General features: G+C 67.2%; 20 protein-coding genes. 14 read left to right on the top strand and 6 right to left on the bottom strand.

Translation table 11 applies throughout. From position 1 onward, the window contains the following. Positions 1-63: 63 nt before the first annotated feature. From ON32_RS12740 to ON32_RS12730, 3 genes are all read right to left on the bottom strand, one after another. A complete protein-coding gene (locus ON32_RS12740) occupies positions 64-2,232 on the bottom strand; it encodes a molybdopterin oxidoreductase family protein (RefSeq protein ID WP_040791274.1) in 2,169 nt (722 codons plus the stop codon). Between the two features lie 221 nt (positions 2,233-2,453). Then, positions 2,454-3,227, bottom strand: a complete 774-nt coding sequence (locus tag ON32_RS12735) for a SigB/SigF/SigG family RNA polymerase sigma factor (protein WP_281032232.1) — start codon at positions 3,225-3,227, stop codon at positions 2,454-2,456. Positions 3,228-3,301: 74 nt separating this feature from the next. Continuing rightward, positions 3,302-3,724 (bottom strand): ATP-binding protein, encoded by a 423-nt coding sequence (locus ON32_RS12730; protein WP_040791053.1) that lies wholly within the window; start codon positions 3,722-3,724, stop codon positions 3,302-3,304. A 129-nt stretch (positions 3,725-3,853) separates the two neighbouring features. On the opposite strand from ON32_RS12730, the gene rpe reads away from it, so the two are divergent. Continuing rightward, positions 3,854-4,528 carry a ribulose-phosphate 3-epimerase gene (gene rpe / locus ON32_RS12725; RefSeq protein ID WP_040791052.1) on the top strand — a complete coding sequence of 225 codons (675 nt, stop codon included), beginning with the start codon at positions 3,854-3,856 and terminating at the stop codon, positions 4,526-4,528. Between the two features lie 54 nt (positions 4,529-4,582). Here rpe and ON32_RS12720 read toward each other — a convergent pair whose 3' ends face one another. Continuing rightward, positions 4,583-5,056: a hypothetical protein gene (locus ON32_RS12720; RefSeq protein ID WP_051133172.1), complete on the bottom strand. Its 474-nt coding sequence runs from the start codon at positions 5,054-5,056 to the stop codon at positions 4,583-4,585. A gap of 821 nt (positions 5,057-5,877) precedes the next feature. Between ON32_RS12720 and ON32_RS12715 the strand changes: the two genes are divergently transcribed. The 4 genes from ON32_RS12715 to ON32_RS12700 all read left to right on the top strand — a co-directional run bounded on the left by ON32_RS12715 (position 5,878) and on the right by ON32_RS12700 (position 9,161). Continuing rightward, complete coding sequence (locus ON32_RS12715) at positions 5,878-6,501, top strand: riboflavin synthase (RefSeq protein WP_040791051.1); 624 nt, start codon at positions 5,878-5,880, stop codon at positions 6,499-6,501. A gap of 313 nt (positions 6,502-6,814) precedes the next feature. Continuing rightward, the gene (locus tag ON32_RS12710) at positions 6,815-8,059 is read left to right on the top strand and encodes a bifunctional 3,4-dihydroxy-2-butanone-4-phosphate synthase/GTP cyclohydrolase II (RefSeq protein ID WP_040791050.1); all 1,245 of its coding nucleotides are present in this window, start codon (positions 6,815-6,817) and stop codon (positions 8,057-8,059) included. Positions 8,060-8,087: 28 nt separating this feature from the next. Then, positions 8,088-8,567, top strand: a complete 480-nt coding sequence (gene ribH, locus ON32_RS12705; protein ID WP_040791049.1) for a 6,7-dimethyl-8-ribityllumazine synthase — start codon at positions 8,088-8,090, stop codon at positions 8,565-8,567. A 3-nt stretch (positions 8,568-8,570) separates the two neighbouring features. Beyond that, the gene (locus ON32_RS12700; protein WP_083874407.1) at positions 8,571-9,161 is read left to right on the top strand and encodes a PH domain-containing protein; all 591 of its coding nucleotides are present in this window, start codon (positions 8,571-8,573) and stop codon (positions 9,159-9,161) included. A gap of 26 nt (positions 9,162-9,187) precedes the next feature. Here the strand turns inward: ON32_RS12700 and ON32_RS12695 are convergent, their stop codons facing one another. Continuing rightward, on the bottom strand, positions 9,188-11,221 hold the full coding sequence (locus ON32_RS12695) for a gamma-glutamyltransferase family protein (protein ID WP_083874474.1): 2,034 nt from the start codon (positions 11,219-11,221) through the stop codon (positions 9,188-9,190). A 94-nt stretch (positions 11,222-11,315) separates the two neighbouring features. Between ON32_RS12695 and uvrC the strand changes: the two genes are divergently transcribed. Further along, positions 11,316-13,391: an excinuclease ABC subunit UvrC gene (uvrC, locus tag ON32_RS12690; protein ID WP_040791048.1), complete on the top strand. Its 2,076-nt coding sequence runs from the start codon at positions 11,316-11,318 to the stop codon at positions 13,389-13,391. 57 nt (positions 13,392-13,448) lie between these two features. Here the strand turns inward: uvrC and ON32_RS12685 are convergent, their stop codons facing one another. Then, positions 13,449-14,030: a TetR/AcrR family transcriptional regulator gene (locus tag ON32_RS12685; protein WP_051133219.1), complete on the bottom strand. Its 582-nt coding sequence runs from the start codon at positions 14,028-14,030 to the stop codon at positions 13,449-13,451. 84 nt (positions 14,031-14,114) lie between these two features. On the opposite strand from ON32_RS12685, the gene ON32_RS12680 reads away from it, so the two are divergent. The 8 genes from ON32_RS12680 to ON32_RS12645 all read left to right on the top strand — a co-directional run bounded on the left by ON32_RS12680 (position 14,115) and on the right by ON32_RS12645 (position 23,494). After that, positions 14,115-14,843 (top strand): alpha/beta fold hydrolase, encoded by a 729-nt coding sequence (locus tag ON32_RS12680; RefSeq protein WP_051133171.1) that lies wholly within the window; start codon positions 14,115-14,117, stop codon positions 14,841-14,843. A 264-nt stretch (positions 14,844-15,107) separates the two neighbouring features. Then, positions 15,108-16,067: an RNase adapter RapZ gene (gene rapZ / locus ON32_RS12675; protein ID WP_040791047.1), complete on the top strand. Its 960-nt coding sequence runs from the start codon at positions 15,108-15,110 to the stop codon at positions 16,065-16,067. Further along, the gene (locus ON32_RS12670; protein WP_040791046.1) at positions 16,064-17,110 is read left to right on the top strand and encodes a gluconeogenesis factor YvcK family protein; all 1,047 of its coding nucleotides are present in this window, start codon (positions 16,064-16,066) and stop codon (positions 17,108-17,110) included. Before rapZ ends, ON32_RS12670 begins: the two co-directional genes overlap by 4 nt. Next, entirely contained in the window at positions 17,101-18,084 is a 984-nt protein-coding gene (gene whiA, locus ON32_RS12665) for a DNA-binding protein WhiA (protein WP_040791045.1), read from the top strand. Before ON32_RS12670 ends, whiA begins: the two co-directional genes overlap by 10 nt. Positions 18,085-18,670: 586 nt before the next feature. Beyond that, positions 18,671-19,690: a type I glyceraldehyde-3-phosphate dehydrogenase gene (gene gap, locus ON32_RS12660; protein ID WP_040791044.1), complete on the top strand. Its 1,020-nt coding sequence runs from the start codon at positions 18,671-18,673 to the stop codon at positions 19,688-19,690. Between the two features lie 12 nt (positions 19,691-19,702). Beyond that, on the top strand, positions 19,703-20,929 hold the full coding sequence (locus ON32_RS12655) for a phosphoglycerate kinase (protein WP_040791043.1): 1,227 nt from the start codon (positions 19,703-19,705) through the stop codon (positions 20,927-20,929). Continuing rightward, positions 20,929-21,714 carry a triose-phosphate isomerase gene (gene tpiA / locus ON32_RS12650; protein ID WP_040791042.1) on the top strand — a complete coding sequence of 262 codons (786 nt, stop codon included), beginning with the start codon at positions 20,929-20,931 and terminating at the stop codon, positions 21,712-21,714. Before ON32_RS12655 ends, tpiA begins: the two co-directional genes overlap by 1 nt. A gap of 187 nt (positions 21,715-21,901) precedes the next feature. Beyond that, positions 21,902-23,494 (top strand): MFS transporter, encoded by a 1,593-nt coding sequence (locus ON32_RS12645; protein WP_040791267.1) that lies wholly within the window; start codon positions 21,902-21,904, stop codon positions 23,492-23,494. Positions 23,495-23,501: the final 7 nt, after the last annotated feature.

Here is a 23,501-nt window from a genome sequence, read left to right as displayed (position 1 = left end):
CGGTGCGGTTACCATGACCGCGCACCGGTATGTGATCGCCGGTGCGCGGCCCGACGCGCCGGATCAGCCGACGACCACGGTGCTTTCGGTGGGCTCGACCTTCACCCAGGTACTGTTCACCGCGGCGTTCCCGGACAGCCGGTCGACCTGTTCGGGGTCGTGGAGCAGGTTCACATTGGCGCCGGGCAGCGATGCCGCCACCGTCCAGCCGACACCGGGTTCGCGATGCCCCCAGCCGTGTGGGATGGCGACCGTACCGCGACGGATATCGTCGCTGATCTCCACCGGCACCACGATCGAGCCCACGGGCGAGGTGACGGCGGCCGGGGTGCCGTCGGTGAGCCCGCGTTCGGCGGCATCGTCGGGGTGCATGAGGGCGGTGCACCGGGGGCGGCCCTTCACCATGGCCGGGACATTGTGCAGCCACGAGTTGTTGCTGCGCAGATGGCGGCGTCCGATGAGGCGCAGATCGTATCCCGCGTGGCGGGTTTCCGCGTCGGGCAGTTCGCGAATCAACCGTCCGGCCTCGACCACGAACCGTTCCGGGGCAAGGTGGACCTTGTGGTCGGAGGTGGCGATCAGCGACCGCAGTCGGGGCCGCAGGGGGCCGAAATCGATACCACCACGCGATTCGCGCACCTTCTTCAGGGTTATGCCCTTGCGTCCGTGACGCAGCACCCCGTACGGGCCGACGGCCATTCCCAGCGCGGCGGCCCGCAGGGGGCTCAACCGGTCGAACAGGGTGTTGAGGGCGCGCCCGGTCATCGGTCGTGCCGGCAGCGGCAGGATCTCGGTGAGCAGCCGCGCCATGATCTGCCAGTCCTCCAGCCCGTCGGCGGGCGGGTCCATGGCGCGGGCGTTGTAGCGCAGTGTGTCGCGCACACCGAACATGGTCAGCAGGATGTCGAGGTCCTCGCGCTCCAACGGGGAAACCGGTGGCAGGATGATGTCCGCATACCGGGTGGTTTCGGTGATGTACATGTCCACGGCCACGTAGAAGTCGACGCTGTCGAGCGCTTTGTCGAGCAGGCCGTGTTGGGGAGTGGAGAGCACCGGGTTGCCCGCGTAGGTGATCATGGCCCGGATCTGTCCGGGTCCCTCGGTGAGGATCTCGTCGGCCAGCGCCGCCACCGGCAGCTCGAAGCGGAACGATTTGTAGCGGCCGGAGCGGTCGGTCCAGGCGCCGTGACAGGGCGGTATCCGCCGGGCCGGACGAACCAGGTCCACGGCTGGGGTGGCGAACATCTGGCCGCCGGGCCGGTCGAGATTGCCGGTGACGGCATTGATGGTGTTCACCAACCAGTGGGTGATGGTGCCGGTGGTCTGATGGCAGACGCCGATCCGGGCATAGATCACCGCCGAGTCCGCCGCCGCGTGTTCCCGGGCCAGTCGTCGAATGGTGTCGGCGTCGACACCCGCGTGCGGGGCGGCCTTTTCGGGGGTGAAGTCGGCGATCAACTGTCGCAGAGTTTCGATTCCGCTGCACCGAGTGCGTACCGCGGCCTCGTCGTAGCGCTTTTCGGTGAGGATCACGTGCAGCATGCCGAGCAGCAGGTACGGGTCCCCGCCGGGCAGGACCGAGACGTGTTCGTCGGCCAGGCGAGCGGTTTCTGTGCGGCGCGGGTCGATGACCACCACTGTGCCGCCGCGGCGACGTACCTCGCGGATCCGGTTCTTCGCGCCGGGCATGGTGGTGACCGAGCCATTGGACACCGCCGGATTGGCGCCCAGCACGATCAGCCGGTCGGTGCGGTCGATATCGGCGATCGGCATGAGAAAGTTCGAACCGAACATCTGCCACGCCACGAATTCCTGGGGGAACTGGTCGATCGAGGACGCGGTGAAGAAGTTGCGGGTCAACAGGGCGCCGCGCAGCGCGAGCGCGTAGAGGATGGCCGAGTTGTGCGCCGCGGGATTGCCCAGATACATCCCGATGGCGTGGCGGCCGTAGGTGCGCCGCACCCACCGAAGTCGGCGGCCGATCTCCCGGAACGCCTCGTCCCAGCCGATGGGTTCGAACGAATCTCCCACGCGACGAACGGGAGTGCGCAGCCGGTCGGGATCCTCGTGTAGCCCGGCCATGGCCGTGGCCTTGGGGCAGATATAGCCCTTGGACAGGACATCGTCGGGGTTGCCCTCGATGCGGGTGACCTTTCGGTCTTCCACGGTCACCAGGATTCCGCAGTGGGCCTCGCACAGGGTGCACTGCCGGGCGATGGTGTCGGCGCTCATATCGGTCACTTCACCTTCCGCCGCGTCGTCGACGCGACCGCGGGCCGCCGGGGACGCGGCCCGCCGTTCGGTTGCTCTGATCTGTCGAGACGAACCGGATGAGTTGTTGAGATAAAACTCCGGTCACCCTCTCATGGCCGAGAGTAGATCGTGTGCTCGATCGGGCACAACAGCCTATCCGCCGAGCGATCCGGTCGCCGAACGGGCCGTGGGGCGGCGGCCTACTCGCGTGCCGATTGTTCCCGCAGTCGGGCCAGGGTCTTGGCGAGAATTCGCGAGACGTGCATCTGCGAGATACCCATCCGTTGGGCTATCTGCGTCTGGGTCATGGACTCGAAGAAGCGCATGGTGAGAATGCGTCGCTCCCGTTCCGGTAACCCGGCCAGCAGTGGGCGGATCGCCACGTACTCCTCGACCCGGTCGAATTGGGCTTCCTCCTCGCCGAGGGTGTCCAGCAACGAGGCATCGGTGTCCCGGCCCACCGAGGCGGCGTCGATGGAGGTCGGCTGATAGGCATTACCCGCGATCACCGCTTGGGTGACCTCGTCCGGGTCGACATCGAGTTCGGCGGCGATCTCCTTGGCGGTGGGGGAGCGGCCCAACGACTGGGACAGCGCATCCACCGCGGCGCCGATTCGCAGATGTGTCTCCTTCACCCGGCGCGGCACCCGCATGGCCCAGGTGTTGTCGCGGAAATAGCGCCGGACCTCGCCCATGATCGTGGGCACGGCGAAAGACAGGAAGTTCGAGCCGCGTTCGATGTCGAAGCGGTCCACCGCGTGCACCAGGCCGACCCGGGCGACCTGGGTGAGGTCGTCGAACGGTTCCCCGCGGCCGCTGAACTTGCGGGCGATATGGTCGGCCAGCGGGATGCAGCGGTTGATCAGCTCCTCGCGAATCGCGTTGTGATCGGCCGAACCTTCCGTGGTCTCGGCCAGCCGGCCGAACAGTTCCGTGAGATCGTCGTATCCGGTCACCGGCAGCGACGGCGCCAACTCCTCGGCCGTTTCCTCGGCGTCGAGATCCTCGGTGTCGCCCGCGGGCTCGAATTCCTCGTCCTGCTCGACCACTACGCCTTCCCTCGGATCCGACGGAACTCCACGGTCGTCGGGAATCCGGAAACCTGGGGGTCGTAGGCTTCCTGGTGGGCCCGGACCTCATCGGTGAGCGTGCGCAGCACATGCCAGCCGAAGCTGCGTTCGTCGGGTAACCCCTCCGTGGCCGCCACGCCACTCACCCGCACCAGCAAATCGAGATCGCCGACCGTGAATCGGCAGTTCAGGCTCGTGTCCGGGGCCGCTATGGCGATGAGTGTGGAGCACACCTCGTCGACGGCGAGCCGGATATCGGCGACTTCGTCGAGGGTGAAATCACTGAGCAGGACCAGGGTTTCGGCGAGGCCGCGCACGATGGGCAGCTGGGTGACCGACGCCGCCACTCGAATCTCCACCGGGGTGCTGTAGAGCCCCTGTTCCGCCGATGTATTGATCACGCACTGAAGGCTACCCATTCGTGGAACGAGCAACCCACCCGCCACCGACCTCGCCCGGACGGTCGGCCACGGCGGTGGATAGACTGCGGCGCTGTGTGCACGTCGACGTTCACCCGCCCCGCGGCCCCCATGATCGCCCCATCCATTCTCTCCGCCGATTTCGCGCGTCTGGCCGATGAGGCGAACGCGGTGTCGAGTGCCGACTGGCTGCACGTCGATGTGATGGACGCGCATTTCGTGCCGAATCTGACCCTGGGGCTACCGGTGGTGAAAAGCCTGCTGAAGGCCACCGACATCCCGCTGGACTGTCACCTGATGATCGAGAACCCGGAGCGTTGGGCGCCCCCCTACGCCGAGGCCGGTGCCTACAATGTGACCTTCCACGCCGAGGCCACCGATGATCCGGTGGCGGTGGCGCGCGATATCCGGGCCGCCGGAGCGAAGGCCGGGTTATCGGTGAAACCCGATACCCCGATCGAGCCGTATCTGGAGATTCTGCGTGATTTCGACACCCTGTTGGTGATGAGCGTGGAGCCCGGCTTCGGCGGTCAGTCGTTCATTCCGCATGTTCTGGAGAAGGCACGAATCGTCCGCCGACTCGTGGATGCCGGGGAACTGCGGTTGATCGTGGAGATCGACGGCGGTATCAACGCGAACACCATCGAGGCGGCGGCGGAGGCCGGTATCGACTGCTTCGTGGCGGGGTCGGCGGTGTACAACACCGAGAACCCGGGCGCCACGGTGGAGGAGTTGCGTCGACAGGCCGCCGCCGTGCGGTCGCACGCGCACGGCACCGTCGGTTGATTCGGAAGTCGTCCGGTCGGGTGCGGGCCGGCCTCACCCGACCGGGGTCGGTGGTCAGCGGAGTGTGATCGGATCCGTCTCCGGTAGCAGGGCCGCGTCGAGGACCGTGCTCTGCGGGGGGCGTTTGGCGGCGCCCTGCGGAGCCTGTACCCAGATGCGGTAGCCGGTGCTCTCGTCGTGGGGCGAGGGCAGCACGATCTGGCTGCCGGTGCCCGCGACCGTGATGTACCGGCGGAACATCTCGGCCGACTGGACGGGCGTGTACTCGTGGGGCTTGGGTCCGGTGAGGAATGTCCAGCTGTGGGCTCGGGGATGGGCGAGCACCTGCCCCTCGATGCCGGCGGCCCGTAGCCGCCGCTGTACCCGCTCACCCAGCTCGACGGGCATGGTGACGGCCCCGTAGCCGGCGCCCACATGCAGGAGAATGCACTTCGATACGGGATCGACCACGGCGGGTAGATGGTTTTTCTCCCGGTATTCCCGGCAGCGTTGTTCCAATTCCGATGCGGAACCGATGAGGGTGCTCACCGGGCATCACCCGTGTCGGGGGAGGTGTCGGTCATCGCGAATGCCGCGGGCCGATGGGTTCCTGTTCCATCGATTGCGGTCGGATTCGGTCCGTTCATGGGCTACTTCCTCGCCTGGTGAACTTGCTGTGTAGTTGCTGTCGGCTATCGGGCAGGCCGAAGGGTGCGGGGCGCGTCGGGCGGTCTCCACCCCTCGGGGTGGATGGCACCGTTCGGTCGAGTGTGCGATGCGGCCGGACCTGTTGGTCGGTTCGCCCACTCGCCGACGCGGAAAACCCCACCGTTTTGCGGTGGTCCGGGTGTGGTTGCCGAGATGCGGATCGACCTGTCGTATTCGAACTGCCCTGTTCTCGATGACCCGGCTCACCGTGGAAAGGGTCTTACGGTGAGCCGGTCACATCACAATATTGCGGTAGTAGCTGTGGGTGTGCAACCCGGCAGAGATTTTTCGTGTGTCGATGTGACCGTAATGGGGAATCAAACCTTGTGTGGGTACCGAAGCCGAGGCGATGGACCACACAATTCATTCCCTTCCCCATTTATTCGTACCGACGATCCGGTATTTTTAATCGGAAATCCGCGAGAAATTTCCCTCCCGGAAACAATTCGGTGACGCTCCCTCGAAGGATTGGATACCCACCGCGTTACGCGGCCCTGGGGCCGTGCTCGGCGGGGCGCGATCGCATGCCTCCGAACGGTGGGCGCGGAGCGGGCGCCCACCGTCCGGGACCTACCCTGAGAGGGAATGGCGAGCGCTGGGAATATCGATCCCCGCGCCGGCCGTTCCGTAATCGGAACACCGACGCGAACGGAGTTGAGTGCATGTTCACAGGCATCGTCGAGGAGCTGGGCGAGATCGTCGCCGTGGAACGGTTGTCCGACGCCGCGCGGCTGACCATTCGCGGCCCCCTGGTGAGCTCCGATGCCGGGCACGGTGACTCCATAGCGGTCAACGGGGTGTGTTTGACCGTGGTGGACGTGATGGACGGCGGTTCCTTCACCGTCGACGTCATGGGGGAGACGTTGAAGCGCTCGAGTATCGACGGTCTCGGTCCGGGAGCGGCGGTGAACCTGGAGCGCGCGGCCGCGGTGAACAGTCGACTCGGTGGTCATATCGTGCAGGGCCATGTGGACGGCACCGGTACCGTGCTCGCTCGTACTCCGGAGCAGAACTGGGAGGTGGTACGCATCTCCCTGCCCGATGCCCTCGCCAAGTATGTGGTGGAGAAGGGCTCCATCACCGTCGACGGTATCTCGCTGACCGTTTCCGCCCTCGGTCGCGCCGACGCCCCGGCCGCCGACGGCACCCACGACTGGTTCGAGGTTTCGCTCATACCCACCACCGTGAAACTGACCACTCTCGGGGCCACCGCGGCGGGAAGTCGGGTCAATCTGGAGGTCGACGTGATCGCCAAATACGTCGAACGCCTCCGGCAACGCGGGTGAGCACCACACCGGTCGGCGAGACCGGCGGCCACCCCTCGGCACCCCCGGCGACCGGCCCGGACCGGGCGAGGGGCCGAACCGTTCGTCGTCCCTGGCCACGGCCCGGGGCAGCGCACCGGCACCCGCCGAGGCCCTGTTGTAACGTTGCCGGCAGGCACTGTCGAGCGGAGAAATGCTTCCCATGCTCAACCGGCCGATCACGGACCTCGGGATCGAGGTCTCGTTCGTGGCCCACCTCGGGTTCGGGTATCCGAGGGTTCGCGAACACGCCGCACCGAACGGTGCGGCATATTCAACACAGGAGTAGTCAGACGTGACCAGGTTCGACAGCATCGAGCGGGCGGTCGCCGATATCGCAGCCGGCAAGCCGGTCGTGGTGGTCGACGACGAGGACCGGGAGAACGAGGGAGACCTCGTCTTCGCGGCGGAGAAGGCGACCCCGGAGCTGGTCGCGTTCATGATCCGCTACACGTCGGGTTATATCTGTGTGCCGTTGACCGGTGACGACTGTGATCGACTCGGCCTGCCCCCGATGTATTCGGTGAACCAGGACAAACACGGTACCGCCTACACCGTATCGGTGGACGCCAAGGAGGGCGTGACCACCGGTATCTCCGGCGCCGACCGGGCGACCACCATCCGGTTGCTGGCCGATGCGGATGCCAAGGCCAACGATTTCACCCGCCCCGGTCATGTGGTGCCGCTACGTGCCAAGGACGGCGGCGTTCTGCGTCGGCCGGGACATACCGAGGCCGCGGTGGACCTGGCGCGGATGGCCGGACTGCGTCCGGCCGGTGTGATCTGTGAGATCGTCAGCCAGAAGGACGACGGGCACATGGCCCGCACCGACGAACTGCGGGTCTTCGCCGACGAGCACGATCTGGCGCTGATTTCCATCGCGGACATGATCGCGTGGCGGCGTAAGCACGAGAAGCACGTGGTGCGGGTGGCCGAGGCGCGGATCCCCACCACCCAGGGCGAGTTCACAGCGGTCGGCTATCAGAGCATCTACGACGAGGTGGAGCACGTCGCATTGGTGCGTGGGGACATCCTCGACGGCGAGGACGTGCTGGTGCGGGTGCACTCCGAATGCCTGACCGGTGATGTGTTCGGATCGCTGCGCTGCGACTGCGGGCCGCAGTTGGAGGCCGCGTTGGAGATGGTGGCCCGCGAGGGGCGCGGCGTGGTGCTGTACATGCGCGGGCACGAGGGCCGTGGGATCGGCCTGATGCACAAACTACAGGCGTATCAGCTACAGGACTCCGGGCACGACACCGTCGACGCGAATATCGAGCTCGGTCTGCCCGCCGACGCCCGTGACTACGGCACCGGCGCGCAGATCCTGGTGGATCTCGGAATCAAGTCGATGCGATTGCTCACCAACAATCCGGCCAAGCGGGTGGGCCTGGACGGGTACGGATTGCGGATCACCGAACGGGTGCCGATGCCGGTGCGGGCGAATGCCGAGAACCTGCGGTACCTGCGCACCAAACGGGACCGGATGGGGCACGATCTGGTGGGCCTGGACGATCTGGATCTGGGGGAGACCGCGCAGTGACCTCGACCGACGGAAAAGGTGGGAATCGATGAGCGGCACCGGTGTACCGAGTTTCGAGCTCTCCGATGCCAAGGATCTCGCGTTGGGAATCGTGGCGTCGCGTTGGCACACCGAGATCTGTGACACCTTGGTGGCCAATGCCGAGCGGGTGGCCGAGGAAGCCGGGGTGCAAAAGGTGACGGTGGTCCGCTGCGCCGGGGCGATGGAACTGCCCGTGGTGGCGCAGGAGCTGGCGCGCACCCATGACGCCGTGGTCGCCCTGGGTGTGGTGATCCGCGGAGACACCCCACATTTCGAATATGTCTGTGACGCGGTGACCGCGGGCCTGACCCGGGTTTCGCTCGACGAGAGCACCCCGGTCGCGAACGGTGTGCTCACCACGAACAACGAGAAGCAGGCCCTGGACCGCGCCGGTCTGCCGGGCTCGGCCGAGGACAAGGGCGAGCAGGCGTGCGCCGCCGCCCTGGATGCCGCACTCACCCTGCGCGCGCTGCGCGCCGGCCGGTAGTCCATGCCCGTCGTTCGGATATGGCGCCGGGCCGCCATCCCCACAGCCGCCGAGACGGAGGAACGAGCGGAGTGGGAGCTCGAGGTGCGTCCGCGGCGATCGCGGCGCACCGCGGTGGTGGTGGCGGTGGTGCTGCTGGTGGCCTTCACACTGGTGGGAGTTTTCCTGCGCACCGAGTACACCGGGGTGAACTTCCGGGTGGTCGACCAGTTCGCCATGATCGGGATCGGCGTGCTCGGCGCCGCTGCGGTGCTCCTGCTGACCCGGCCCCGGGTGCGGGTCGGCCCGCGCGGGGTGGTGGTGCGGAACGTGCTCGGTGACAACGAGTTCGAATGGCGCCATATTCGCGGGGTGTCGTTTCCCGAACGTAAGGCGTGGGCCCGACTGGAATTGGTGAACGACGACTACGTTCCGATGTTGGCGATCCGCTCCAACGACAAGGAACACGCCGCCGACGCCCTGGATCGGCTTCGCAAGTTGGGCGCGAAGTACACCGGGGCCACGGAAGGCGGACGCCTTGGTGACAAGAAGGTCACCGGCGCGGGCCCCGGCGACCGGGAATCCGAGAGCGCGGGCCCCGGCGACGAGGGCTGAGCCGCCGGGACGCCGCCGGGTCGTGCTCAGCGGGTATCGCCGAGCACCTCGCCCTCCCGGCGCGGGTCGGCGCCGCCGATCCAGCCGGCGTCGCCGTCGCGGCGCAGCACACTCAATCCGCTGGACTGGGGTTTCACCGACACCTGATGTCCCAGTTCCCGCAGTCGGATCACCAAGGGGTCGTGCGCGCCGTCATCGCGGGTATCGATCGCCGGATGCTCACCGCCGATCCCGGTGACCGGTGAATTCGCCGCGCCGAACGATACGGCCGATACGGCCTGCTGCGGGTCGAGCCCCCAATCCAACATGTTCACCAGGGTTTTCACCACGAACTGGATGATCACCGCGCCGCCGGGGGAACCCGCCACATGGGTGAGGGGGCCGCGCGTCCCCTCGGGGGTGTGGTCGAAGATCAGCGTCGGGCTCATCGAACTGCGCGGGCGTTTGCCGGGTTCGACCCGATTGGCCACCGGTATGCCCTCGGTGCCGAGGGGTTCGGCGGCGAAATCGGTGAGCTGATTGTTCAACAGGAAGCCGTCGACCATATGGAAGGAACCGAATGCGGATTCGACGGTGGTCGTCATGGCGGCGGCATTGCCGTAGGAGTCGACCACCGAGATATGGCTGGTTCCGTGTTCCGGCGGTTGTGGGCCGACCCCGACCGGCGTCGATCCCACGTTCCCGGGTTGTGCGGTGCCCATGCCGTGGCCGGGATCGATCAGGCCCGCCCGCTGTTCCAGGTAGTCCGGATCGAGCAGGGACTGCGCCGAATCACCCGGTAGCGGAACGAAATCCGGATCCGCGATGTACTTGTCGCGGTCGGCGTAGGCCAATCGTTCGGCCTCGGTGATGAGGTGTACCGCCTCGGCCCGTGGCCGGCCGCCGTCGCGGTCGACGTCGGTAGGGCCCAGCGAGGCCAGGTCGAAGTGCTCCAGGATGCCCAAGGTGGCGGCGACGGTGATACCGCCGGACGAGGGCGCCGGCATACCGCAGACCTCGTGTTGCCGGTATTCGGTACACAGCGCAGTCCGTTTCTTCGGTCGGTAGCCGGCCAGATCATCGGTGGTGAGCAGGCTCGGGGTGCGTCCCCCGACCTCGGAGCGGGCCGCGGCCACCATATCCTCGGCAATGGGTCCGGTGTAGAACGCGTCGGCGCCATCGCCTGCGACAGCGCTCAAGGTTTTCGACATGGCCGGATTGGTCAGGACGGTTCCAGCGGGTTTACCGGAGCCGTCCGGGTTCAGGAAATAGGCCGCGGCGGCGGGGTCACGGGCCAGGTCCGGTGCGGATTCGGCGATCTGCGCCGCGAGCCGCGGACTTATCTCGAATCCTCGATCCGCCAAGGCGACGGCCGGATCGAACAGGTCCCGCCACGGCATGCGACCGTGCTCGCGATGGGCGAGTTCGAGCATGCGCAGCACCCCGGGCACCCCGATGGAGCGGCCGCTGGCCCGCGTGTTCGGCTGTGGTTCGGTGTGGTCGGTGGCATTGATCCAGCGCAGATAGTTCTCGTCGGCGGCCGCGGGTGCGGTCTCGCGACCGTCATATGCCTCGACCGTTCGGGTGGCGGCGTCGTAGTGCAACAGGAAGGCGCCGCCGCCGATACCGGAGGCCTGCGGTTCCACCAACCCGAGCACGGTCTGCGCGGTGATCAGGGCGTCCGTTGCGGTGCCGCCGTCGCGCAGGACGGCGCACGCGGCCTCGGTCGCCAGCGGGTTCGCGGTGGACACCGCGTAGTGGGTGGTACGCACCGCTGTCATCCCGGATCGGTATCCCGAGGCGATCTCCGGTTCGAGGGCGAGGTTGCGCGAAGCGGGCGCGCCCCGCGTCGCGGTGGTGGGCGGTGCGGCGAGAACCGGGGTGCCCGTCACAGCGGTGGTACACGGGCTCGCGGTCTCGGATTCGTCGGAGCACCCGCTCAGCGATCCGGTGACGAGCACGGCGGCCACCGCGAATCCGCCCGGTATCCGCCATCGGCGCCGGCCCCGGTTCCGGAGCGGGCCCGCACCGGCGGCCCCGTTCCATCCCACCTCTGCCCGCGCTTTCGAACACAGCCTCATGCACGGACTGTAACGTCGTCGGGCGAGTGCGGCGACGGGTTCGATACACCGTGAGGGAAACTCGCTGTCGGTACCGGTCACTAGGCTGGAGTCCGTGGCAGATCCCGCGACGTATCGCCCGAAGCCGGGCACGATTCCCGTCGAACCCGGTGTATACAAATTCCGGGACTCCTATGGCCGCGTCATCTACGTGGGTAAGGCCAAGAGCCTGCGCAGCCGGTTGAATTCCTACTTCGCCGATGTGGCCTCGTTGCATCCGCGGACCCGGCAGATGGTCACCACCGCCGCGAGCGTGGAATGGACCGTGGTCTCCACCGAGGTGGAGGCGCTGCAACTGGAATACAACTGGATCAAGGAATTCGATCCGCGGTTCAATGTCCGCTACCGCGACGACAAGACCTACCCGGTGTTGGCCGTCACGCTGAACGAGGAGTACCCGCGGCTGTTCGTCTACCGCGGGGCGCGACGCAAGGGCGTGCGCTATTTCGGCCCGTACTCCCATGCCTGGGCAATCCGGGAGACCCTGGATCTGTTGTTGCGGGTGTTCCCGGCACGTACCTGTTCGGCCGGGGTGTTCAAACGACACGGGCAGATGGGTCGGCCCTGTCTGCTCGGTTATATCGATAAGTGTTCCGCGCCGTGTGTGGGTCGGGTGAGTGCCGCCGATCACCGGCGTATCGTCGACGATTTCTGTGATTTCCTGTCCGGCCGCACCGATCGGCTGGTTCGGGAGCTGGAACAGCGGATGCACGCCGCCGCCGAGGAATTGGACTTCGAAACCGCGGCCCGGTTGCGTGACGATGTCCAGGCGCTGCGCCGGGCATTGGAAAAACAGGCCGTGGTGTTGGGGGACGGTACCGACGCCGATGTCATCGCCTTCGCCACCGACGAATTGCAGGTCGCGGTGCAGGTCTTCCACGTTCGTGACGGTCGGGTCCGTGGTCAACGTGGTTGGGTGGTGGACAAATCCGGAGACGCCATCGATGTTCCCGCCGAGAGCGGGGAGGGGGCCGAACAGGCCGCTCTGGTCGAACAGTTCCTCACCCAGTTCTACGGCGAGCAGGTGGCCGTCGCCGAGCAGAGCGGTGACGAGCGGCCCGCGACCGTGGTGCCCCGTGAGGTCCTGGTGCCGTATCTGCCCGCCGACGCCGACCAGGTGCAGGACTGGCTGTCGGGGTTGCGCGGTTCGGCCGTGCGGTTGCGGGTTCCGCAGCGCGGGGACAAGAAGGCCCTCGCCGAGACGGTGGCGCGCAATGCCCAGGAGGCGCTGGCCCAGCACAAACTCCGGCGTGCCGGGGATCTGACCGCCCGCTCGGCGGCGCTGCAGGACATTCAGGACGCCCTCGATCTCGACACCGCCCCGCTGCGTATCGAATGCGTGGACATCAGCCATGTCCAGGGCACCGATGTAGTGGCGTCGCTGGTGGTGTTCGAGGACGGGCTGCCGCGGAAATCCGACTACCGCCACTACGCCATCAAAGAGGCGGCCGGCGGCGGGCGTTCCGATGATGTGGCCAGTATCGCCGAGGTCACCCGCCGCCGGTTCACCCGACTGCGCCGGGAACGTGATGCCATCGAACGCGCGGACCTCGCCGGCGCCGACGCCCCGGCCGATCTCGGTGCGGCGACTGTCGATCCGGCCCGAGGCGACGGGACCGACGAGCTCACCACCGACATGGAGACGACCCCTCCGCCGGGGGTGGATCCCAAGACCGGGCGCCCCCGCAGATTCGCCTATCCACCCAATCTGTACGTGGTCGACGGTGGTGCTCCCCAGGTGGCGGCAGCCGCCGAGGTTTTGGAGGAGCTCGGTATCACCGATGTGGCGGTGATCGGGTTGGCCAAACGCCTGGAAGAGGTGTGGGTGCCCGGTGAACCCGATCCGGTGATCCTGCCGCGCACCAGCGAGGCGCTGTATCTGTTGCAGCGGGTGCGGGACGAGGCGCACCGATTCGCCATCACCTTCCATCGCAGTAAACGGTCCCGTCGGATGACCGAATCGGTGCTGGATTCGGTGCGGGGGCTGGGGGAGGCCCGACGGACGGCGCTGGTCACGCATTTCGGGTCGGTAGCGCGGTTGAAGGAGGCCACCATCGAGGAGATCACCGAGGTTCCCGGTATCGGTCGGGCCACCGCCCGGGCGGTACTGGAGGTGCTCAACGGCGAGTAGTGTCGACCGGCGCCGTGTGTAGGTCGAGATGGTCGGTCTGCGGAGCCTTTCTGATGGTCAGGTGTCGGTGATGCCGGACAGTACGAGATCGACCAGGTGGTTCAGGTATTCGGGATCGACGGGTTCGTTGCGCAGGTGTAGTCGAAACCAGATCGCACCGGCGAGCAGGTCCATGACGGCCGTGGGAACGGCCTCGGGTCGCAGTTCCCCGCGGGCCAGGGCTCGGTCGAATATCTGTTGTTCGCGGTTCATGCGGTCGGCGAAGAACGCACGGGTGATGGCCGCGATCTGCGGGTGTGTCGGGGCCGCCGCCAGCGCGGCGGTGGCGATTACGGCGGTGTCCGGATCGGTGAGCAGTCCCGTGATGCCCTGGGCCAGTGCGAGGAGATCGCCCCGCAGACTCCCGGTGTCCGGAACGGCGAACGACAGTACCCGGGACTCGGCCAGTGCATCGGCCAACAGGGCGTCCTTCGACGGCCACCACCGGTAGATGGTGGTCTTGTTGACTCCGGCGCGGTGGGCGACCGCTTCGATGGTCATTCCGTCGTAGCCGTGCGTGGTCAGCAGGTCGATGGCCGCGGTGAAAATCGCCTCGGCTCGTCGGGGGCGGGCGCCGGCTGGGCGGTCGGGGATCTTCACACCCACAGAATACAACGCAACGTTGCGTTGTATTTCATATCGACCTATGGTCAACGCAACGTTGCGTTGCATTTTGGAGGGTGAGTGGTGGAGATACCGGTGGTTTTCGTACACGGCATTCGTCTCGGGGGTGGATGTTGGATCGATGTTCTCGACCGGGTCGGTGCTCGGCATCCGGTATGCGCCGTCGACCTTCCCGGCCACGGCGCGCGCCGCGGTGAACGCTTCGACCTCGAAAGCGCGGTCGACACGGTGCGGCGGGCCATCGACGACCTGGGCGGTCACGCCCTCGTCGTAGGGCACTCGCTCGGTGGCTATGTGGGTATCGCCACGGCCGCCCGCCATGGCGAGAAGGTCTCAGGGCTGATCGTCGCCGGGTCGACCTGTGTTCCCGGACGGGGGCTTGCCGTGCCGTTCACGATCGCGCATCGGCTGCTCGCGCGGCGACGCGACGGTGGCGAACGTATCAGCGCCCGAATTCTCGACCGCATGCTGCCGCGCCGAGTGGCCGCGGAAATAGAGCGGGGCGGGATCGCCACCGAGGTGATTCCCGATGTGGTGGCGGCGTTCGGCGACTTCGATGTTCTCGCTCACCTCGGCGGATACGCCGGCCCGGTCTGGCTGGTCAACGGAGAACGTGACCACTTCCGGATTCAGGAACGCCGTTTCCTGGCGGCCTGTTCGGCGGGACGGTTGCTCCTCGTACCCGGCGCGGGACACTATCTGCCGCTGATCCGTCCGGACGAATTCTCCCGTCTGGTGCTCGACCTGGCTGCCGGTTGCCGATTCCGGGCCGAGGGGGTGGCCGGGTAACGGGCGGGATGCCGACGGGCCGGACGGTTCGGTGTCGAAGGGATCTGCTCGGCCGCGGATGTATGCGGGTTGTCGACGGTCCGTGCCCCGACGCGTCCATTAGGGTCTACATTCGAAAGGCCCGCTCGAGCACCGTCAGGGACTTTGCGCGACAGGTCGTCGGTGTCCGGTACCGCGGCCCGAGCAGATATGTTGTGCCCGCCCGGAGAGCACTGCGCCGGTGTGGGAGATCGGAAGGCACTCCAGACACAGATCCGGTGGTACATGACACGCGTGGAATCGAACAACAGTGCGGTAACCGCGGGTACGGCGGCACGACGATCCGACCCGCCTGTCGAGGTGGTGATGGTAACCGGCCTGTCCGGGGCAGGACGCGGCACCGCCGCCCGCGTCCTGGAGGACCTGGGCTGGTATGTCACCGACAACCTACCCCCCGAACTGATCGGTCGGATGGTCGAACTCGGCGCCACCGCGGACCCGCCGATCCGACGGCTGGCCATCGTCATGGACGTGCGCAGTCGGTTCTTCACCGGTGACCTGTCCGCGGTCACCGAGCAACTGCGCACCCGCGGGATACCGACCCGAGTGCTGTTCTTGGAGGCCTCCGACGATGTGCTGATCCGCCGGTTCGGTTTCGCCCGTCGCCGTCATCCGCTCCAGGGCGAGAGCGCCGACGGCACTCTCTCGGAAGGAATCGCCGCCGAACGGGTGCGGTTGGCCGCGGTGAAGGCCGCCGCCGATTTCGTCATCGACACCACCGAGCTGTCCATCCACCAACTGCACCGCAAGTTGGAGGAGATCTACGGGGGCGGCGCGCCCGCGGCGCTGCAACTGACCGTGCAATCGTTCGGATTCAAGTACGGTGTCCCGCTGGATGCCGACATGGTGCTGGACGTACGTTTCCTGCCCAACCCGCACTGGGTACCAGAACTGCGGCAGCACACCGGCCAGGAAACGGAAGTCAGTGAATACGTGCTGTCCCGACCGGGTGCCGAGGATTTTCTGCACACCTGTCGACACCTGATCGACCTGGCCACGAAAGGCTACCGCCAAGAGGGGAAGCGATACATGACGGTCGCAGTGGGCTGCACCGGTGGTAGGCACCGCAGTGTGGCGATCGCCGAGGCACTCGGTGAACTGATCGGCGCCGGAATCGACGCCGACGACGAAAGTCCCGTTGACGTGGTGCGGGTGGTACACCGGGATCTGGGGCGCGGCGAATGACGGGCTGGGAGGCCAATCCCGCCGTGGTCGCGCTCGGTGGTGGCCACGGCCTGTACGCGACACTTACCGCCGTCCGGCGGTTGACCCGCAAGATCTGCGCGGTGGTGACCGTCGCCGACGACGGAGGCTCCTCCGGACGACTACGCGCCGAACTCGGGGTGCCGCCACCGGGCGACCTGCGCATGGCCCTGGCCGCCCTGGCCGCCGACGCCGACGGCGTGTGGACACGAACGGTGCAGCACCGATTCGGCGGGACCGGAGCCCTGGCCGGGCACTCGGTCGGCAACCTGATCCTGGCCGGACTCACCGAGGTACTCGGCGATCCGGTGGCCGCCCTGGAGCAGGTCGGGGCCATGCTGGGAGCAACCGGACGGGTCCTGCCCATGTCGCCCATCCCGTTGGATATCGAGGCCGATGTCTCCGGACTGGAAGCGGATCCGCGGGTGAGCAGGTGCATTCGTGGACAGGTCGCGGTCGCCACCACCCCGGGCAAGGTGCGGCGGGTGCGGTTGATCCCCTCGGATCCGCCCGCGTCCCCGGAGGCCACCCACGCCGTGGAACACGCCGATGTGGTGGTACTCGGACCGGGATCCTGGTTCACCAGTGTGATTCCGCACGTGCTGGTGCCGGAATTGCGCGAAGCGTTGACCTACACCCGGGCCCGAAAGATATTGGTGCTCAATCTCGCCGCCGAGCCGGGAGAGACGGCCGGATTCTCCGCCGAACGGCACCTACATGTATTGTCCCAGCACGCACCGGATTTCGCGGTCGACGATGTACTGGTCGATTCCGGTAGCGTACCCGCCGGCCGGGAACGCGAACATGTGGCGCGGGCTGCCGAACAACTACGGGCCCGGGTAGTCTTTTCCGATGTCGCCGACGCGGGAACCGACCGACATCACCCCGGAAAGCTTGCCGCCGCACTGGATCGGCTGATCCGGGAACCTCGGCCGCAGAAATCAGGACTTCGCGTGGAGGGGCGGCACATGGGTCAGGATGTGCGGTCCGGGTTGGGTGGAAAGGAGCGCGTCTCGTGGCGATGACAGCCGAAGTGAAAGACGAGCTGAGCCGGCTCGCCGTAACGCAGGTGAGTTCGCGCAAGGCGGAATTGTCCGCCCTGCTGCGGTTCGCCGGTGGTCTGCATATCGTCGGCGGCCGGGTGATCGTCGAAGCCGAGGTGGACATGGGTTCCATCGCCCGCCGACTACGACGGGAGATCTTCGAACTCTACGGTTACGGATCCGATGTGCACGTGCTCGGCGCCGGTGGGCTGCGCAAGACATCGCGGTACGTGGTCCGGGTCGCCAAGGAAGGCGAGGCACTGGCCCGCCAAACCGGTCTGCTGGATGTTCGCGGACGTCCGGTGCGAGGTTTGCCGGCGCAGGTGGTCGGCGGCAGCATCGGTGACGCCGAGGCCGCCTGGCGCGGAGCCTTCCTGGCGCACGGTTCGCTCACCGAACCGGGGCGCTCGTCCGCGCTCGAGGTCAGCTGCCCCGGTCCGGAGGCGGCGCTGGCGCTGGTGGGAGCCGCACGGCGGCTGGGCATCTCCGCCAAGGCGCGCGAGGTGCGCGGCACCGACCGAGTGGTGGTGCGCGACGGCGAGGCCATCGGCGCGTTGCTCACCCGCATGGGTGCCCAGGACACCCGACTCACCTGGGAAGAGCGCCGGATGCGGCGTGAGGTGCGGGCCACCGCCAATCGGTTGGCCAATTTCGACGACGCCAATCTGCGTCGCTCGGCGCGAGCGGCGGTGGCGGCGGCCGCCCGGGTGGAACGGGCACTGGAACTCCTCGGCGACGATGTCCCCGACCATCTCGCCGCGGCGGGCCGGCTGCGGGTACAGCATCGGCAGGCCTCACTGGAGGAACTCGGCCAACTCGCCGATCCGCCGATGACGAAGGATGCAGTGGCCGGTCGTATCCGACGGCTGCTGTCGATGGCCGACCGGCGCGCCAAGGAACTGGGCGTCCCGGACACCGAATCGGCGGTCACCGCAGAACTACTCGACGAAGCGTGAGCTGTGCCCGATCGCACCGCTTTCGGCGGCGCGGGGTTGCGGCCCTGGAGGTTTCGCGTTTGCACGCTCGAGACTCGCGCCTTCGGTGCATGTGCTTCGGGCGCGCAAACGTGAGACGGGCCGCAACCCTTCGGGACCTCGTGAGACTCGGCTGCATGGGGTGGCTTGGTCTCGGAAGTATCGGTTTGGTCTCGGGAGCTCGGTCGGGCTTGGGGGTGGTTCGGGTCGAGGATGGGTTCGGGCCGGGGGGGCGGCTCCGGCCGGGGATCGGTTCGGGCTGAAGGTTGCTTTGGGCCTGAGGACGGTTCGGCTCGGGGAACGATTCGGGCGAGGGTCGGCTCGAGCCGGGGGCGGTTCGGGTGGGGGATCGGTTCGAGCCGATAGGGGGACGAGGTTGGACCGGAGCCGTGGATCGGGTGGGCCGGCCCGGTTTTTCCGGGGGTGGTCGGGGCTTGTGAGGGACGGTGTGAGGGGAACGCGCGCGTGTCGTGGTTCTTCGTGGGCGGGCGCATGTCGGTAGGAGCCCGGGCGGGCACTAGTGTTAGGGCATCGGAATGAATCCGCTGGAAAGCTGAGGAGCGATATCGTGACTGTCCGGGTAGGCATCAACGGCTTCGGCCGCATCGGCCGCAACTTCTTCAGGGCGGTCGAGGCGCAGAAGGCGCTCGGCACCACCGACATCGAGATCGTCGCGGTGAACGACCTCACCGACAACGCGACCCTGGCCACGCTGCTGAAGTACGACTCCATCCTGGGCCGCCTGCCCAAGGATGTCTCGCTCGACGGCGAGGACACCATCGTCGTCGGTGACCAGCGGATCAAGGCGCTGGCCATCAAGGAGGGCCCGGCGGCGCTGCCGTGGGGCGATCTGGGTGTCGATGTGGTCGTGGAGTCGACCGGTATCTTCACCGACGCCACCAAGGCCAAGGGGCATCTGGCCGCCGGCGCCAAGAAGGTGATCATCTCCGCGCCCGCCAAGGGCGAGGACATCACCATCGTGATGGGTGTCAACGACGACAAGTACGACGGCAGCCAGAACATCATCTCCAACGCGTCCTGCACCACCAACTGCCTCGGGCCGCTGGCCAAGGTGCTGCACGACGAGTTCGGCATCGTCAAGGGTCTGATGACCACCATCCACGCCTACACCCAGGACCAGAACCTGCAGGACGGTCCGCACAAGGATTTGCGCCGCGCCCGCGCCGCCGCGCTGAACATCGTGCCCACCGGCACCGGTGCCGCCAAGGCCATCGGGCTGGTGCTGCCCGAGCTGCAGGGCAAGCTGGACGGTTACGCGCTGCGCGTGCCGGTGCCGACCGGTTCGGTCACCGACCTCACCGTGAACCTGGCCAAGTCGGCGAGCATCGAGGACATCAACGCCGCCATGAAGGCCGCCGCCGAGGGCCGGCTGGCCGGCATCCTCAAGTACAACGAGGATCCGATCGTCTCCAGCGATATCGTCACCGATCCGCACTCGTCGATCTACGACGCGCCGCTGACCAAGGTCATCGACGACCAGGTGAAGGTCGTGTCCTGGTACGACAACGAGTGGGGCTACTCCAACCGCCTCGCCGACCTCATCGGCCTCGTCGGCAAGTCGCTCTAGGAATCGCTCGCAGTGACCGTCAAAACACTCACAGACCTGCTGGCCGAGGGTGTCGAGGGTCGGGGCGTACTGGTGCGCTCCGATCTCAACGTCCCCCTCGACAACGGTGTGATCACCGATCCCGGTCGCATCATCGCCTCGGTCCCGACCCTGCGCGCGCTGGTCGAGGCCGGTGCCAAGGTGATCGTCACCGCCCACCTGGGCCGGCCCAAGGGGGCCCTGGATCCGGCGCTGTCGCTGGCCCCGGTCGCCGCCCGGCTGAGCGAGGAGCTGGGCCGCAATGTCCAGCTCGCCGGTGACGTGGTGGGCCAGGACGCGCTGGCCCGCGCGGAAGGGCTCACCGACGGCGATGTGCTGCTGTTGGAGAACATTCGTTTCGATCCGCGCGAGACCAGCAAAGACGATGCCGAACGGGCGAAACTGGCCGCGGCGCTGGTGGAACTGGTCGGTGACGACGGTGCGTTCGTCTCCGATGGTTTCGGTGTGGTGCACCGCAAGCAGGCCTCCGTCTACGACGTGGCCAAGCTGCTACCGCACTACGCGGGCACCCTGGTGGCGGCCGAGGTCGATGTGCTGGCCAAGTTGACCGAAACCACCGAACGTCCGTATGCGGTGGTGCTCGGCGGATCCAAGGTCTCGGACAAACTGGCCGTGATCGAGGCGCTGGCCCCCAAGGTGGACACCCTGGTCATCGGCGGTGGTATGTGCTTCACCTTCCTCGCCGCCCAGGGGCTGTCGGTGGGTTCGTCGCTACTGCAGGAGGAGATGATCGAGACCTGCAAACAGCTGCTGGACCGCTACGCCGATGTCATCCACCTGCCCCGGGACATCGTCGTCGCCGACTCCTTCTCCGCCGATGCGGAGGCGAAGGTCGTCTCGGCCCACGAGATCCCGGACGGGTGGATGGGCCTGGACATCGGTCCGGAATCGGTGGAACGGTTCACCGCCCTGCTCACCGAGGCGCGCACTCTGTTCTGGAACGGCCCGATGGGCGTGTTCGAGTTCGAGAAGTTCGCCGCGGGCACCCGGGGCGTGGCCGAGGCCATTGCGGCCGCCACCGACAAGGGCGCGTTCACCGTCGTCGGCGGTGGTGACTCCGCCGCGGCGGTGCGGGCGCTCGGGCTGCCGGAGAAAGGGTTCTCGCATATCTCCACCGGCGGCGGCGCATCACTGGAGTACCTGGAGGGCAAGCAGCTGCCGGGGATCAGTGTGCTCGACGATGCGGAGGAGGACGCGTAATGGCCCGTACCCCGCTCATCGCCGGCAACTGGAAGATGAACCTCAACCACCTCGAGGCCATCGCCCTGGTGCAGAAGATCGCCTTCGCGTTGCCGGAGAAGTATTTCGACCGGGTCGACGTGACGGTGCTCCCGCCATTCGTGGACATCCGCAGTGTGCAGACTCTGGTGGAGGGCGACAAACTGCGCATCACCTACGGTGCGCAGGATGTGTCCGTCCACGACGCGGGCGCCTACACCGGTGAGGTCAGCGCGTCCATGCTGGCCAAACTGGGCTGCACCTTCGTCGTGGTCGGGCATTCCGAACGCCGCCAGTACCACAGCGAGGACGACGCCATCGTGCTGGCCAAGGCCAAGCAGGCGTTGAAGAACGGGATCACCCCGATCGTGTGCATCGGAGAGGGCCTCAATGTCCGCGAGGCCCACACCCACGTCGAGTACAACCTCGAACAGCTGCGCGGTTCCCTGAAGGGGCTGTCGGCCGAGGAGATCTCGAAGGTCGTCATCGCCTACGAACCGGTCTGGGCCATCGGCACCGGTAAGGTCGCCACTCCTGCCGACGCGCAGGAGGTGTGCGGCGCCATCCGGGAGGAACTGCAGAAGTTGGCCTCCCCGGAGGTCGCCGCCACGGTGCGGGTGCTCTACGGCGGTTCGGTGAACGCCAAGAATGTCGGTGAGCTGATCAAGCAGCCCGATATCGACGGTGCTCTGGTGGGCGGTGCCTCGCTCAAGGGTGATGAGTTCGCCACTCTGTCCGCCATCGCGGCGGGCGGACCGCTGCCCTGAGGCCGGCCGGTCGTCGAGGCCCATCGGTGAAAACCGGTGGGCCTCGATGTTTTTCGTGCCCGGGCCGTGGATTCGGCTGATTCGGGAAGTGCCCGTGACCGGTCGGTGCGGCCCGAACGCCGCGGTGACGCGCGCAGGCACCGAGCTCACGGTAAGGCGTCTGGTGGCTGCGGCTATGCTCGAGCCGATGACGCGAGCCACGTCGAAACCGTCCACCTGGGCACCGCTGCGGTCGCCGGTTTATCGGGCGCTGTGGATCGCCCAGCTGGTCTCCAATCTGGGGACCTGGATGCAGACCGTGGGCGCGCAATGGATCATGGTCGACGAACCCAATGCCGCGGCGCTGGTGTCCTTCGTGCAGACCGCGACGACATTGCCCGTGATGCTGCTGTCCATACCGTCCGGTGTGTTGGCAGATCTGCTCGATCGCCGTCGACTGTTGTTGGGGGCGCAGTCGGTCATGGCGCTGCTGGCCGTGACCCTCACCCTGTTCACCGCCACCGGCCACACCACTCCGGCGGTGCTGTTGACACTGTTGTTCCTCTTGGGCTGCGGACAGGCGCTCACCGGCCCGGCCTGGCAGGCCATCCAGCCGGAGTTGGTGCCCCGGGAGCAGATCCCATCGGCCTCCGCACTCGGCAGTATGAGTATGAACATCGGCCGTGCCGTGGGACCGGCGCTGGCCGGAGTGCTGGTGGCGCTGTCGGGTCCAACCCTGGTGTTCGCGCTCAACTCCTTGTCGTTCGGCGGTATCGTCGTCGCGCTGCTGCTGTGGCGGCGCCGGCCCTCGGAACGCACCCTGCCCAGTGAGCGTCCGCTGGCCGCGCTGCAGGCCGGGACCCGATTCATCCGCGCCTCGCCGGCGATCCGTCGGGTACTGACGCGGTCGATGCTGTTCGTCGGTCCCGGGAGCGCGGTGTGGGCATTGCTGCCGGTGGTCGCCAACGACCAACTGGGGCTCGGTTCGTCCGGATACGGGATCATGCTGGGCGCGCTCGGCGTCGGGGCGGTGCTCGGCGCGTTGGGGCTGGCCCGGGTGCGGGCGCGCCTGACCCCTACCCGGATGTTGGCGGTCGCGGCCGTGGTCTTCGGTGTGGCGGCGGCCGGGGCCGCGCTGATCGAAGTGGTGGCCGCGGTTCTGGTGCTGTTGGTGTTCGCGGGCGCGGCCTGGCTGTTGGCATTGGCCACCCTGAACGCCACCATGCAGTTGCTGCTGCCCGCCTGGGTGCGGGCCCGGGGGCTGGCGGTGTACATGCTGGTCTTCATGGGGGGCCAGGCCATCGGCTCCTTGGCGTGGGGATTGATCGCCGGGGCGTTCGGGACGGTCGCGGCGCTGTTGGTGTCGGCGATACTGCTGGTGGGGTGTGCGGTGAGCACCCTCTGGCTGCCGATCCGCCACGATGTGGACACTCTCGACCTGACCCCGCAGCCGTATTGGCCGGAACCGAACCTGGTGGTGGAGCCGGACCCCGACGACGGTCCGGTGATGGTGCTGCACGAATACCTGGTTCCGGAGGAGAACGTGCCCGCTTTCCTCGACGCGATGGTGTATCTGGGGCGTTCCCGCCAACGGACGGGGGCGATGGAGTGGCGGCTGTTCCGGGATATCGGTGCGGAGGACAAATACGTGGAGGCCTTCGTGGTGCGGTCCTGGTCGGAGCATATGCACCAGCATCAGGTGCGGTTGACCGCGCAGGATCGGTTGCGGGAACAGGCGGTGGCCGAATACGCGCAGAACGAACGCACCATCCATCTGGTCTCGGTGGCGCCGCGCACCTGATTCGGTC

The organism is Nocardia paucivorans NBRC 100373 (assembly GCF_000308675.1).
In the GTDB taxonomy this organism is placed as follows: domain Bacteria; phylum Actinomycetota; class Actinomycetes; order Mycobacteriales; family Mycobacteriaceae; genus Nocardia; species Nocardia paucivorans.
Note: the sequence above shows the minus strand (reverse complement) of the source record. Positions and strands in the feature narration are given on the sequence as shown.